At 66.5% G+C, this 13,332-nt stretch carries 13 protein-coding genes; 8 read left to right on the forward strand and 5 right to left on the reverse strand.

All coding sequences use genetic code 11. From position 1 onward, the window contains the following. Positions 1-15: 15 nt before the first annotated feature. Positions 16-1,098, forward strand: a complete 1,083-nt coding sequence (locus OYT95_RS37450) for an MmgE/PrpD family protein (protein ID WP_268790481.1) — start codon at positions 16-18, stop codon at positions 1,096-1,098. Positions 1,099-1,114: 16 nt separating this feature from the next. Here the strand turns inward: OYT95_RS37450 and OYT95_RS37455 are convergent, their stop codons facing one another. Then, on the reverse strand, positions 1,115-1,753 hold the full coding sequence (locus OYT95_RS37455; RefSeq protein ID WP_037239444.1) for an HD domain-containing protein: 639 nt from the start codon (positions 1,751-1,753) through the stop codon (positions 1,115-1,117). Positions 1,754-1,885: 132 nt separating this feature from the next. Then, positions 1,886-2,845, reverse strand: coding sequence for a GlxA family transcriptional regulator (locus OYT95_RS37460; RefSeq protein WP_268790482.1), 960 nt, complete (start codon positions 2,843-2,845; stop codon positions 1,886-1,888). Positions 2,846-2,995: 150 nt separating this feature from the next. On the opposite strand from OYT95_RS37460, the gene OYT95_RS37465 reads away from it, so the two are divergent. From OYT95_RS37465 to OYT95_RS37495, 7 genes are all read left to right on the forward strand, one after another. Further along, a complete protein-coding gene (locus OYT95_RS37465) occupies positions 2,996-3,922 on the forward strand; it encodes a cyclase family protein (protein ID WP_128638482.1) in 927 nt (308 codons plus the stop codon). A gap of 44 nt (positions 3,923-3,966) precedes the next feature. Further along, positions 3,967-5,499 (forward strand): acyl-CoA synthetase, encoded by a 1,533-nt coding sequence (locus OYT95_RS37470; protein WP_268790483.1) that lies wholly within the window; start codon positions 3,967-3,969, stop codon positions 5,497-5,499. A gap of 112 nt (positions 5,500-5,611) precedes the next feature. After that, complete coding sequence (locus OYT95_RS37475; protein ID WP_268790484.1) at positions 5,612-6,847, forward strand: ABC transporter substrate-binding protein; 1,236 nt, start codon at positions 5,612-5,614, stop codon at positions 6,845-6,847. Next, positions 6,844-7,629 (forward strand): ABC transporter ATP-binding protein, encoded by a 786-nt coding sequence (locus OYT95_RS37480; protein ID WP_112298316.1) that lies wholly within the window; start codon positions 6,844-6,846, stop codon positions 7,627-7,629. The genes OYT95_RS37475 and OYT95_RS37480 overlap by 4 nt, the downstream gene beginning before the upstream one ends. Continuing rightward, entirely contained in the window at positions 7,626-8,333 is a 708-nt protein-coding gene (locus OYT95_RS37485; protein WP_112298315.1) for an ABC transporter ATP-binding protein, read from the forward strand. Before OYT95_RS37480 ends, OYT95_RS37485 begins: the two co-directional genes overlap by 4 nt. A gap of 16 nt (positions 8,334-8,349) precedes the next feature. Then, positions 8,350-9,234, forward strand: a complete 885-nt coding sequence (locus OYT95_RS37490) for a branched-chain amino acid ABC transporter permease (RefSeq protein WP_112298314.1) — start codon at positions 8,350-8,352, stop codon at positions 9,232-9,234. Next, positions 9,231-10,295, forward strand: coding sequence for a branched-chain amino acid ABC transporter permease (locus OYT95_RS37495; protein ID WP_268790485.1), 1,065 nt, complete (start codon positions 9,231-9,233; stop codon positions 10,293-10,295). The genes OYT95_RS37490 and OYT95_RS37495 overlap by 4 nt, the downstream gene beginning before the upstream one ends. 76 nt (positions 10,296-10,371) lie before the next feature. Here the strand turns inward: OYT95_RS37495 and OYT95_RS37500 are convergent, their stop codons facing one another. From OYT95_RS37500 to OYT95_RS37510, 3 genes are read right to left on the reverse strand one after another with little or no spacing between them, the layout of a single operon-like run. Next, positions 10,372-11,739, reverse strand: coding sequence for a phosphotransferase family protein (locus tag OYT95_RS37500; RefSeq protein WP_268792317.1), 1,368 nt, complete (start codon positions 11,737-11,739; stop codon positions 10,372-10,374). After that, the gene (locus OYT95_RS37505; RefSeq protein ID WP_112298312.1) at positions 11,736-12,920 is read right to left on the reverse strand and encodes an acyl-CoA dehydrogenase family protein; all 1,185 of its coding nucleotides are present in this window, start codon (positions 12,918-12,920) and stop codon (positions 11,736-11,738) included. The genes OYT95_RS37500 and OYT95_RS37505 overlap by 4 nt, the downstream gene beginning before the upstream one ends. A 1-nt stretch (position 12,921) precedes the next feature. Then, on the reverse strand, positions 12,922-13,314 hold the full coding sequence (locus OYT95_RS37510; RefSeq protein WP_235214351.1) for a nuclear transport factor 2 family protein: 393 nt from the start codon (positions 13,312-13,314) through the stop codon (positions 12,922-12,924). Between the last annotated feature and the right edge of the window lie 18 nt (positions 13,315-13,332).

Here is a 13,332-nt window from a genome sequence, read left to right on the forward strand (position 1 = left end):
GTGACCCTTGCTGCAATGGATGATCCGGTAGCAGCGTGGACGGACGGTCTGCCTGCTGCGTTGCGTTGGGCAGCGGTCGGACACGTGCTCGATTTCGATGATCTGCACATACCATCCACGACGCACATCAGTGTGGTCTGCGTTCCTGCCACGTTGGCGGCGGGCGGCGGTGCGCGGGAGTATCTGGCGGCGGCGGGCGTGATGGCGCGTCTGGGTACTGCGCTCGGTTGGAACCACTACACGCAGGGATGGCACACCACCGCGACGGTCGGTGCCATCGCGGCTGCTGTTGCGGCGGGGCTGTCGCTGGGGCTCGATTCTGACGGTATCGCTATCGCGATGGCGCACGCTGTCCCCGGCGCAGGTGGCGTCCGCCAGGCCTTCGGTACCGCAGGCAAGTCGATGCAGGTCGGATTCGCTGCCCAGGCCGGTGTGCGAGCGGCCAGACTCGCCGCAGCCGGCGCGACCGCCGACCCTCGTGCAGTCGGTGAATGGTTCCGGCTCGTCGGAGGGCGGAGATCACCGCAGGTCGAAGGTCCCATCATTCCGGATGGTCTCGGGCTGAAGCTTCACCCGTGTTGCTACGCGCTCCAGCGTCCGATCGCTGCGATCCGGTCGCTGGGTAGGTTGTCGATCGACGACATCGCCCGCATACGGCTGCACACTCCGCGCAGCGCGGTACTGCCGTTGATCCACAACTATCCGAGTTCGGGTCTGGAAGGCAAGTTCTCGCTGAACTACGGTATAGCGGCCGCCCTGCTGGACGGGTTCCCCGATATCGGGAGCTTCACCGACGCTGCCGTGCAGCGGCCGGAAGTTCGGAACATCCTCGACAGCGTCAGCGTGGTTGCCGAGCCCGTGGGGGAGGGTGTGCTCGATGGAGACTGCACGGTAATCGTCGAACTCCGTGACGGATCACATCTCGAGGCCGTGGTTGAACTGCCCACGGGCCATCCGGGCCGGCCGGCATCCGTCACAGATTTCGAAGCCAAAGTTCGAGGGTGTGTCGGTGACGAACGCGCAGCCGAGATAGCGGAGCTGGACTGGATTTCGGCAGCAGCAATGCTGCAACGTCTTCTGCCGGGCGGTGTCAACTGAGGAACCGGGACGGAAATCATTCAGTCCAAGCAGAATTCAGAATCACATCGACGAAGTCACCCCGAACGAAGCCGGGTACGAAGTGTGCCAGCACATCGGCCTTCACGTTGCCGAACGTGGTGTCCGGGCGGTCTTCGAGACCGCCCGTGAAGGCAGCGAGGATCTCGTTCTTGAAGTTCGGCCGCGGGTGGGAGGCAACGACGGCGGCGCGTTCCTCGTCGGTGATCGCGTCGTAGCCGATACCGAGTACGTCGAGTTCGACTCCCCGGGTGAGCAGCGCGATCTCCGGTGCCATATGCAGTGGAATCTCGGGCGTGGTGTGAAGTGCGATGCTCGTCCACACGGTGTCTGCCTCGTCTTCGCCGATTCCGTGGGAGCGGAGGAAATTGCGGGCCTCGTCGGCGCCGTCGATCTCGAATCGCTGATCCGTGCGGCGGTATTTCGTCGTGAGGCCGAGGTCGTGGAACATCGCTCCGACGTAAAGCAGCTCGGGATCGAACGTGACCTTCTGGTGACGGGCTCGGAGGGAACCGAACAGGAACACGCGGCGGGAATGGTGGTAGATCAACGGGTTCGCGGCCTCCCGCACCAGTTCGGTTGCCTCGGTGACCAGGGCGGTGTCGGGAATGTCGATGCCTGCGACAGTGTCGGTCATGCGTTTCTCGCTTCCGGAGTAGTGGTCCGCGGGGTGCGGCTGCTCTACTTCACAGTGGCATCGTCAACCGCGGCGGAAACCGGCATTCCGGCCCACTTCCGCACAGATCGGGACATGCCCTGGCGGCTGCTTTCAGCGCTGGGTGGAGTGGAATCGCTGCCGATACGCCCGGGGCGACACACCGAGATGCTGGATGAAACTGCGTCGTAAGGTCTCCGGGCTGCCGAACCCGCTGCGCTGAGCCGCGGAAGTCACCGTGTGTCCTGCATCCAGCATGGCTTTGGCGGTGTCGAATCGGATCAGCTCCACGTACTTGGCCGGGGTGGTGCCCAGCTCGTCCTGGAACAGCCTGGTGAGATGCCGGGGGCTGACGTTGGCGCGCGCGGCGAGTCGGGTGATGGAGTGGTCACCGGTGGGGTCTGCGGCCACGGCATCGACCACCTTGCGGAGCTGTCCGGTGCGGGGCCGCGGCCCGCGCAAGCTGGGGGAGAACTGAGACTGACCGCCGGGTCGCTGCAGGAACACCACGAGCGACTGGGCTACCGCTCGTGCCAGTTCGGTGCCGTGATCGCGTTCGACGAGAGCCAGGGCCAAGTCGATGCCGGCTGTGACCCCTGCCGAGGAGAAGATGGTGCCGTCCTCGACGAAGATGGCGTCGGGTTCCACGGTGATCCGGGGATACCCGCGCGCAAGGGTAGCGGCGTGCTGCCAGTGGGTGGTCGCGCGCCGGCCGTCGAGGAGCCCTGCCGCTGCCAGGATGAACGCACCAGTGCAGATCGAGGCCATCCGGTCGGCATCGCCGGCCAGTGTGGTGGCCGCACCGGCGAGTTCCGGGCTCACCGGCGTCGACGGAAAAATATCGCCGCCCATCACCAGCGCGGTTGACAGATGACCTGTGTCCGCGGCATCGGCATCGACGGAAATCCGCATCCCGGTGGACGCGGTCACGTCGACCGCCCCGACAGAGCACAGCACCAACTCGTACGTGGCGCCGAGTCGATTGGCCTCCGTGAAGACCTCGGATGGACCGGCGACGTCGAGCATCTTCACGCCGTCGAACACGAGCACGCCGACACGGTGGGGCACATCCATGAGCTCATCTTCCTCGCATCGTGTTTCCATGGCCGGCAGGCTCGGACCCTTCCGTAGTTCCGGTGTTGACACCGGGGGTGCTGGAGGTCACAATTCGCATAGTTGACATGACTGTCACGTCATACTTTGTTCGATTGCCGAGGAGGCAGGATGACCACGTCCGTATCCGATATGCGAGAGCTGGGCCGACAGGTGAGCAACTGGGGTCGCTGGGGCGTCGACGACGAGCGGGGGACCACGAACCTCATCACGCCCGAGTGTGTCGCGGCCGCCGCAGCGTTGATTCGGACCGGCACGATCTTCGAACTGGGCATCCCACTCGACGGTGACGGGCCGCAGCCGGGAGGCAATCGGATCAATCCGATCCGGCTGATGGCCGAGAACGGGCAGGAGCAGGTGCTTCCCGGCGGCTTCAAATGGGCCGACGACTATGTCTTCATGCCGCTGCAGGCGGGCTCGCAGTACGACTCGCTGTCCCATGTGCACTACGACGATCAGCTCTACAACGGGCATCCGGGATCCGGCGTCACCGTCAAGGGTGCCGACAAGTGCGGAATTCATACTCAGGCGAAGGGGATCGCCGGGCGCGGCGTACTGCTCGACGTGGCCCGGGCGCGCGGTGTGGACTGGCTCGAGGCCGGGACCGCTATCACTCCGGACGAACTCGACGCCGTCGCCGCCGCTCAGAACGTCGAGATCGGTTCGGGCGACATCGTGATGATCCGCACAGGTTGGCGCGCAAAGTTTCTCGCCGATCACGACCCGGCGGGTTTCATGGCCGGTGAACCGGGTCTGAGTCTGTCGTGCGCGTCCTGGTTGCGCGAGCGCGACGTCGCGGTGGTGGGCTCGGACAACTGGGCGGTCGAGGTGATGCCCGGTGAGAACCCCGGGGCGTTGTTCGAGCTTCACATGGTGCTCATCCGGGACATGGGCATGACCCTTGCCGAGTTGCTCGACTTCGAGGAGCTGTCCGCCTCCTGCGCTGCCGACGGCATCTACGACTTCTTCTACGCCGGACCGCCCCTACAGTTCACTCGCGGTGTGGGATCGCCGATCAACCCCCTCGCGATCCGGTGAGCACCGATTCCACCGCCACCTCACCAGTACCTAGGAGAAACTGAATGCTGGTCAGCGACATCGTCGAGTACGGCGCGCGCAAACATCCCGGCCGGATCGCGGTGCGATTCGAGGACGAGGCAGTGACCTACTCCGAGCTGTGTGACCGCAGCAGAAGGCTTGCAGGCGCGTTGCTCGGCGTCGCGGCTCCGGGGGACCGGGTCGCAATCTTGTCCACGAACTGCACCGAATACTTCGACTGCTACTACGGTGTGCCGATGGCCGGGATGGCCTTGACCATCCTCAACTTCCGCTTGCATCCCGACCAGATCGCCGTGCTGATCGAGCACTCCGGTGCGACCGTGCTGATCATGGCCGCGGAGTTCGCCGGCACTATCGCACAGATTCGCGATCGAATCCCGTCCGTGCACACCGTGGTCTCCATCGGAACCGCCCCGGGAACCCTCGGCTGGGACGAGTTCGTGGGCGACGGGCCGGCGCCGGCGCCGGCGGTGCGGCCGGCACCGGACGACATTGCGTGGCTGGTGTACACGTCGGGCACCACCGGCACGCCGAAAGGTGTGATGATCAGTCATCGCAACCTGGTCAGCGGGATCACGTCGTCGGCGCTGCAGTGGGCACTGCCGGAGGACACGGTCTTCCTGTTCTGCTTCCCGCTGTGCCACGTCGGCGGGTACGTGACGTTGCTCAACCACCTGATGGGCTGCACCGTCGGCATTCTCCGCACGTACGACAATGCGACGTTCCTGAGTCTCGTGGAACGGTGGCAGGTCACGCAGACGGGCCTGGCACCGACCATGATCAACTTTCTGCTCCAGGATCCCGCGCTCGACGACCACGACCTCAGCTCCCTACAGGCAATCGGCTACGGCTCGTCGGCAATCCCAGCCCCGGTACTGCGTCAGGGGCTCGAACGCCTCCGCTGCGACTTCTACCAGGGCATGGGCATGACGGAGCTCGCCGGCAACGTGCTGCACCTCGACTACGACGCGCACCGGCGTGCCGCAAGTGGTGAGAGCGAACTACTCTCCGCCGCAGGCAAACCCATGCGCCTGGTCGACATCCGCATCGTCGACGACACGATGCGCGACGTGCCCACCGGTCAGGTGGGGGAGATGGTGATCCGCGGCGACCAGGTGATGACCGGCTACTGGCACGACGAGGACGCGACCGCCTCCGCATTCACCGACGGATGGTTCCACACCGGCGACCTGGTCCGCCGAGACGACGAGGGCTTCGTCTACATCATCGACAGAAAGAAGGATCTGATCATCAGCGGCGGGGAGAATGTCGCGTCTCTGACCGTCGAGCAGGCTCTCTACCGTCACCCCGCCGTCGCCGAGGCCGCGGCGATCGGCGTCGAGGACGAGACCTGGGGAGAGCTAGTCTGTGCGGTCGTCGTTCTCCGTGAAGGCGCCACCGCCACCGCCGACGACATCATCACCACCTGCCGAGAGCAACTCGGCGGATTCCAAGTACCCCGGCGGGTCGTCTTCATCGACACCCTGCCCAGGAACGTCACCGGAAAAGTCCTCAAACGAGACCTGCGTGAACGCTTCTCTCACGTAACTGTCTAGGCCCCACACAGCGCACGGCGGCGACGACTCCCGGTCGCCGTCGCTGCGCCCTGCCGAAAATACCTGAGCCCGACTTACTTCGGGCTTCCACGCCTTCCACCATGGAGCGACCATGAAACGCATCCTCGCCGTGGGCCTGACAGCCCTGTGCGCCACCGCGTCCCTGAGCGCATGCTCGGGCCGCGACACTGCGACCGCCGCAGGTGACTGCGACCCGGGCATCACCGACACCGAGATCCATTTCGGCACCAGCTTGGTGCAATCGATCGCCGGGCCTCAGGCGACCGCGGCATCGGCCCTGTTCGACGAGTTGAACGCTACGGGCGGCGTCGCCATGGGTGATGGCAAGTCCCGCAAGATCGTCTACACCGCACTCGACGACGGGTACGACCCGGCGCGCACGGTCGGCAACGTCCGGTCGCTGGTCGAACAGCAGCAGGTGTTCGCGATCCAGAACCTGATCGGCACCGCGTCGACCCTCGCCGTCGTCGACTATCTCGCGCAGAAGAACGTCCCGCTGGTGTTCCCCATGACCGGCACCGACGAACTGCTCGCCACCCTCGACACACGGCCCGTGGTCGCCGGTGCGGTCAACCCGCAGACCGGCTGGGAGGTCGCCGAGCGCGCCGAGCAGATCCTGCGAGATCACCCGCAAGCGAAAGTCGGGGTGCTGTATCCGAACGACAGCATGGGCAACGGCAGCCTCGCGGCCTTGACATCCGCCCTCGACGGCAGCGGTGCGCGAATCGTCGCGCAGCAGTCGTTTGAACAGACCACACCGTCCGTGGATTCCCAGGTCGTCAACCTCGCGAACTCCGGGGCCGACGTGTTCGTCAACTTCGCCACCGCCAGCTTCGTGACACAGTCCCTGAAGAAAACTCACGAGCTGAGCTGGAAGCCGGAGACCTACATCTACTCCGGTGCCACCGACACCAACTTCGTCCTGGCCCCGGCCGGTCTCGACGCCGCCGAAGATGTGCACTCCTTCTCCTGGATCTACGACGCCAGCAGCACCGACCACGACCAGCGACCGGGCATGCGCAACTGGCGGGCATTCGCCGAGCGGCACGCCGATGCGATCAAGTCCACCGACACCATCGCGGCGACCGGGTACAACACAGCTCAGCTGCTGGTCGCCGCCCTCGAACAGATGAAGGGGTGCACCCGCGCCGATCTGCTCGACTCCGTCCAGAACCTGCACGGAGTCACCACGGACCTGTCCATCGACGGCGTCACCTTCGATACCAGCGCGGACTACCCGTACGCGATCACCTCGATGGCTCCGATGACCTTCCGCGATGGCAGCTGGCACTACGACGCTGTGGTCACCCGCAGCACCGACCGATGAGCGCCGGGCCCCCGGATGTGCCCGCGCTGCAGGTGAGCGACGTTCGCCTGCGGTTCGGCGGAGTCGTCGCCCTCGATGGACCGTCGTTCACGATCGAGCCCGGACAGATCGTCGGGCTGATCGGCCCGAACGGCGCCGGGAAGACCACCTTGTTCAACTGCATCAGCAGGCTGTACCAACCGGATTCGGGACAGATCACCTTCGGGTCCACCGATCTGCTCGCGCTGTCGGCGGACGCTGTCGCCGACGCCGGAATCGCGCGCACGTTCCAGAACATCGGCTTGTTCCCGACGCTCTCGGTGCTCGACAACATCCTTACCGGGGCGTACTCACGCACCCGGGCAGGTTTCCTCGCCACCGCGTTGGGACTGCCGCGCACCCGCCGGGAGGAGGCCGACGAACAGCAGGAGGCCTGGGCGCTGCTCGAATCGATGAATCTCGAGCACGTCGGCCGCGAACTGGCAGGCAACCTGCCCTACGGCACGCTCAAACGGGTCGAGCTCGCACGCGCACTGATGCAACGACCCCGACTTCTGATGCTCGACGAACCGGCGAACGGCCTGATCCACGAGGAGGTCCTCGAACTCGCCGACACGGTCCGACGCCTGCGCGACGAACGGGGATTCTCGGTGCTGCTCGTCGAGCACCACATGGCCATGGTGATGTCGATCTCCGACCGCGTGGTGGTGCTGAACTTCGGGCAGAAGGTCACCGAGGGCGAACCGGCCGAGGTCGCTGCCCATCCCGAGGTCATCGAGGCATACCTGGGCGGTGCCGCATGAACATGCTCACCGTCGAAAACCTGCATGCCCGGTACGGGCGCGCGGAAGTGCTGCACGGCATCGACTTCCAGGTGCCGGCAGGGCAGGTGACCGTGGTACTCGGCGCGAACGGCGCCGGGAAGACCACCATTCTGCGATCGATCTGCCAGTTGGTGCGTACCACAGGGCGCATCACCCTCGACGGCCGCGACGTCACCGGCATGCGCACCGACCGGATCGCCCGACTCGGCGTGGCCCACGTCCCCCAGGGACGAGGCACGTTCGGAGATCTGACGGTGGAGGAAAACCTCCGCGTCGGTGGATACACCACTTCGGTCGCCGCCACCGACCGGGCGATCGAGCACTGGTACGACTTCTTCCCGCGGCTACGGGAACGACGTCGGCAACAGGCGGGCGGGCTCAGCGGCGGTGAACAACAGATGCTCGCGATCGCCCGGGCCCTCGTGGCAGGCCCGCGGTTGCTGCTCCTCGACGAGCCGTCCCTCGGCCTGGCACCACGCATCACCCAGGAGGTATTTCGCGTGCTCGGCCGGATCAGCGAGGAAACCGACACGACGATCCTCGTCGTCGAACAGAACGCGCATCTGGCCCTCGACATCGGGACGTCCGCGGTGCTCGTCGACGCAGGTCGTGTCGTCACCCAACGCGCCGCCGCCGGATTGGCCCACGACGAGTCGGTGCGACGCGCCTACCTCGGCTACTGAGCACAGGAGAGTGGTCATGGATGTATTTCTTCAACAGTTGGTGGACGGGCTCACGTGGGGCGCACTGTACGGCGCGTTCGCGTTGAGCATCGTCCTGGTCTACCGAGCCTCCGGGATCGTCAACTTCGCGCAGGGCGAGATGGCGATGTTCTCGGCTTTCTTCGCGTGGCAGTTCCACCAGTGGGGTGCGCCACTGCTCCTCGCTGTCCTCGGCTCGATGGTGGTGGCCTTCATCGGTGGCGCCGCCGCCGAACGAGTACTGATCCGGCCGCTGGCGTCCTCACCGAACCACATGCCGTTGGTCATCATCACACTCGGCCTGATGCTGGTACTCAACAGTGCCGCAGGGTGGATCTGGGGTGTGCAGAGCAAGGAGTTCCCGGCGATCGCCGCCGGACGGGTGCTCACCCTCGGTCCGGTCGCGGTCTCCCAGCAGTCACTGGTGATCGTCGGCGCCGTCAGCGTGGTCGCGGCGCTGCTGTTCGTCCTGTTCCAACGCACCAAGGTCGGATTGGCGATGCGGGCGGCGGCCGCCAACCCCGACTCCGCGCAACTGATCGGGGTCCCCGTCGGCCGCATGCTGATGATCGGCTGGGGCCTCGCCGCGGCCGTCGGGGCCCTCGCCGCCACCCTCGCGGCGCCGCAACTGTTCCTGCAACCGAACATGCTCGTCGCCTCGCTGATCTACGCATTCGCCGCCGCCGTCCTCGGCGGCCTCGACAGCCCGGTCGGCGCTCTTGTCGGCGGGTTGTGCGTAGGTGTCGCGGAAAATCTTGCCGGAACCTACGTTTCCTGGATCGGACACGATTTCAAACAGGCCGTGGCGTTGGCCCTCATCCTCGGGGTGCTGCTCCTCAAACCCGAGGGCCTGTTCGGTGCGCGGAAGGTGGCCCGGGTATGAGAATTATCGAACTGCTTCGCCGGCCCCGCGCCGAACTCGAACCACCGCGGTGGCTGGCAAGGGCCACAGTCGCACTGGTGGTCCTCGTAGCGGCGGTGGCACCGCTGGTGTCGGCGCCGTACGTCAACTTCGACCGCTCCATGGTGCTGGTGTACGTGGTGGTCGGGTTGGGGCTGAACCTGCTGACCGGCAACACCGGTCAGATCTCGCTCGGCCACGGCTTCTTCTTCGCCGTCGGCGCCTACCTCAGCGCGGTGCTGGTCGAGAACCACGGCGTCCCGTACCTGCTGCTCCTTCCGATCGCGTTCGCGGTCTGCTACGTCATCGGGTACCTGTTCGGTCTGCCCGCCCTTCGCCTGTACGGACTCCAGTTGGCGCTTGCCACGCTGGGTCTGGCGCTGGTGACCCCCGCGGTGATCAAGCGGTTCGAACACGTCACCGACGGGCAGGCGGGAATCAACATCGCCGGCGCCGAACCGCCCGGATTCAGCGGGCTCGAACGCGACCAGTGGGTGTACTACCTGTGCCTGGCGGTGGCGCTGATCGCCTACCTCGTCGTGCGACGGCTCTCCACGGGCCGGATCGGGCGATCACTGATCGGAATCCGAGAATACGAAGCCGTGGCCACCACCCTCGGTGTCCCGGCCACCCGCACGAAGACGACGGTGTTCGCGCTCAGCGCGGCCCTCGCCGGTGTGGGCGGCGTGCTGTACAGCTTCGTGGTCCAGTATGTCGGCCCCGAGGCATTCGGGCTGCCGTTGGCGATCGCCTTCATCACCATGATCGTCATCGGCGGCCTCGGCACCGTTCCTGGCGTCGTGTTCGGTGCGTTCTTCGTGCAGTACGTGCCGCAGTGGACAGCGGAGATCAATCAATCGGCGGCGGGTATGACCTATGGGGCGGCGCTGATCGTCTTCATCTTCGTCCTCCCGTACGGGGTGATCAGCCTGGTCCGATGGGCGCTGGGGCCGCTGGTGAGCAGGATTCCCGGAACCCGTCGACACACCCGGCCGGCGACGACGGCCGACGAGGATCCACGGGAACTGGCAGTCTCCCACTGACGACCGACATCGGCTTCGTCGAAAACAGGCAGTGCCCGGCGGACGGATCCGCCGGGCACTGCCTGTTGTTCGCGTTCTATCGGTTCAGGTGCCGGGGAGCGGCCACACGCAGACGGGCCAGCACCGCAATCGAGATCGCCCGGCGCACTTCGTCGTTCGAACAGTCCACCGCTCCCTCGCGCAGCCGGGCGGCGAGCTCGGCCTCGGAGGCGCACCCGAGTGCACCGAGGGCGTCACCGAGAACGGAATCGATGCCGTTCCCGGCGTCGAGTTCGCGTCCCGCGGTGCGCAGCAGGTTGACGCAGATCCGCAGGAGATACCGCTGCCGTTCGTGCGTGCCCTCGAGGGTGGGGCCGATGTCGGTCGCCAGCGTGTCGGTGACCAGATCGACGATCTCGGTGACGCTGGGCCGCCCGTGCACGGTGGGTCCGGGCGGGGTGGGCGGTGGAGTAGGCACGGAGTCGTCGAGCAAACCCAGCACATCGAGCAAGTCGTACTCGGATTCGCAGACCCGCCGTCCGATTGCCGCCAACTCCAGGGACGGCTCCGCCCCACCGAAGTGACGTTCGGCCTGAAACCTGCTCAGTACCAACCATCTCAGCGTTCCGAAGGCTTCCCACCAGTGCAGTTCGGACACCGAGGGGCGTGTCCCGGTGGCCTTCTCGTAGCCGTCGAGGAGCTGTTCGCGGGTGCCGATGCCGGCGACCGGCGCGGGCGCACCGAACCGCCAGGCCCGCACACACAGCCAGCCGAGGTCCTCGACGGGATTACCGAGGTGGGCGAGTTCCCAGTCGAGCACCCCGCGGATGCCGGTTCCGTCGACGAGAAGGTTTCCGATCCGGAAGTCGCCGTGTACCAATGCATGCGGGCGATCGGTCGGGCGGTGGTCGCGCAACCACCGCAGGCCCGCCTCGACCGCCGGACGGGGATCGTTCAGGTCGCGGTAGACGGCCTCGATCGCGTCCACCGGGTCGGTGGCGTCGAGCATGTCGAGAGTGTCCAGGGGAGTAAGGTGGATCCGGCCGAGCACGTAACCCATGTCCACGGCGAGGTGGCGGCGCACCGCCTCGAACGCCGGATCCCGCTGCAGCCGCCGGGGGAGTGCTTCTCCCTCGACCTTGTCCATGAGCAGGTACGGAGCGTCGATGCCGGGCGCGGTGTCGCCGGAAGCGAGGACCGCGGGCACCGGGACCCCGGCGGAGGCGGTGGCCCGCAGGCACGCCACCTCCGTACGCATCCGGGCGACGTCGCCGTGCCCGGGAGGGTCGCGGCGCAGCACCACCGGAAGAGGACGCCCGTCCGGGCTCTCGGCGTCGACGGCCCACACCTGCCGGCTGGCACCGCCGGTGAGTTGCCGGGGTTCCCCGACGGTCGTCCCTGTTCCGTAGGCGGCAGTCAGAACGGCGCGGACGCCGTCTTCGAGGGTGACGGGGGCGTGAGTCATCGCCACGGGGCGGCCTCCGGATCGCGCAGCAACCGACGGGCGGTGGACATGCGGTGAACTTCGTCGGGTCCGTCGTAGATTCGTGCGTACCGCGCCTGCCGGTACATCCGTTCGAGCGGGGTATCGGCGGTCAGACCGAGGGCTCCGTGGATCTGGATGGCACGGTCGACGACGTCGTGCAGCATGCGGGCACCCCAGAACTTCACCAACCCGATGCGTACCCGGGCATCCTCTCCGGCGTCCATCGCTCGGGCGGCATCGAGCGTCATGAGCCGGGCGGCGTGGATCTGGGCGGCGGATTCAGCGATGTAGCGGTGCACTTCGCCCTTTTCGGCGAGCAGGGAACCGTGGGTGAAGCGGGTGTTCGCGCGGTCACACATCAGCTCGTATGCCCGCTGCGCCTGCCCGAGCCACCGCATGCAATGGAAGATCCGCCCAGGGCCGAGCCGGTCCTGGGCCACCGCGAAACCCTTGCCGCGCTCGCCGAGGAGGGCGGAGGCCGGAACACGGACGTCGGTGAGCAGGACCTCGTAGTGATCACTCGGATTGTGCCCCATCGTGGGGATCGAGCGGACGATCTCGAACCCGGGGGTGTCGGTCGGCACGATGATCGCACTGATGCGCTCGTGCCGCGGGGTGGTGTCGGGTTCGGTCCGGGCGAAGACCGAACAGTAGCCCGCGTCCTGGACTCCGGTGGTGAACCACTTGTGCCCGTTGATCACCCAGGTGTCGTCGTCGAGCTCGGCACGCGTGGCGACCAGAGTGGGATCCGAGCCGGCCACTTCCGGCTCGGTCAGACCGACCGAGGGGAGCAGGTCGCCGGCGACCATCGGGGGTATCCATCTCTGCTTCTGCTCGGGGGTGCCGTGTTTGTGCAGCATCAGCGTGTCCTGCATGGAGACCGAGCCGACGGCCATCTGGCCGAATTCCGACCGTCCGATGATCTCGTTGAGGTAGACGAAGTCGAGGAAGGGGACGCCACCGCCCCCGAGTTCGGCGGGGTGGCCGAGCGCCCACAGGCCGAGTCCCTTGGCTCGCTCGCGCAATTCGGCGAGTGCCTCGTGCGCGGCCCCGTCCTCGTTCACCAGGACGGGTTCGGCGGGGATGACGGCCTCGTCGATGAACGAGCGCATCCGCGCGCACAGTTCGGCGAGGGGAACGTCGGAACGGGTGTCGGTCATGTCAGTGCTCCCGTGGGTGGGCGGCCAGCGTGCGCAGAGGCTGGGTGGCGGCGGAGTCGACGTATTCGTCGATGCGGGTGATCCGGCCGCCGACGACGCGGACGAACAGGCTCGCCGGCACCTCCAGCAGCCCGTGCCCGGGCAACGTGGCGCGCAGTACGTGCTGCTGAGCGAAGCCGTCCGGCAACTCGTGCCGGCGGATGTCCTCATAGCGCAGGTCGTCGAGGGTGCGTGAGAGCCAGCGCAGCACGCGCAGGTTCTCGGTGACCGTCTGCTCGCGCCCGTCGTCGTTGTGCCAGATCCGTGCGTCAGGTGCATAAAGTTCGGTCAGCGTCGTCTCGTCGCCGTCACTGACGGCGGCGAAGAAGCGATCGGCCAAGTCGTTCATGATCATTCGTCACTTCCGTGCGGT

The organism is Rhodococcus sp. JS3073 (genome assembly GCF_026810085.1).
Taxonomy (GTDB): Bacteria; Actinomycetota; Actinomycetes; order Mycobacteriales; family Mycobacteriaceae; genus Rhodococcus_F; species Rhodococcus_F wratislaviensis.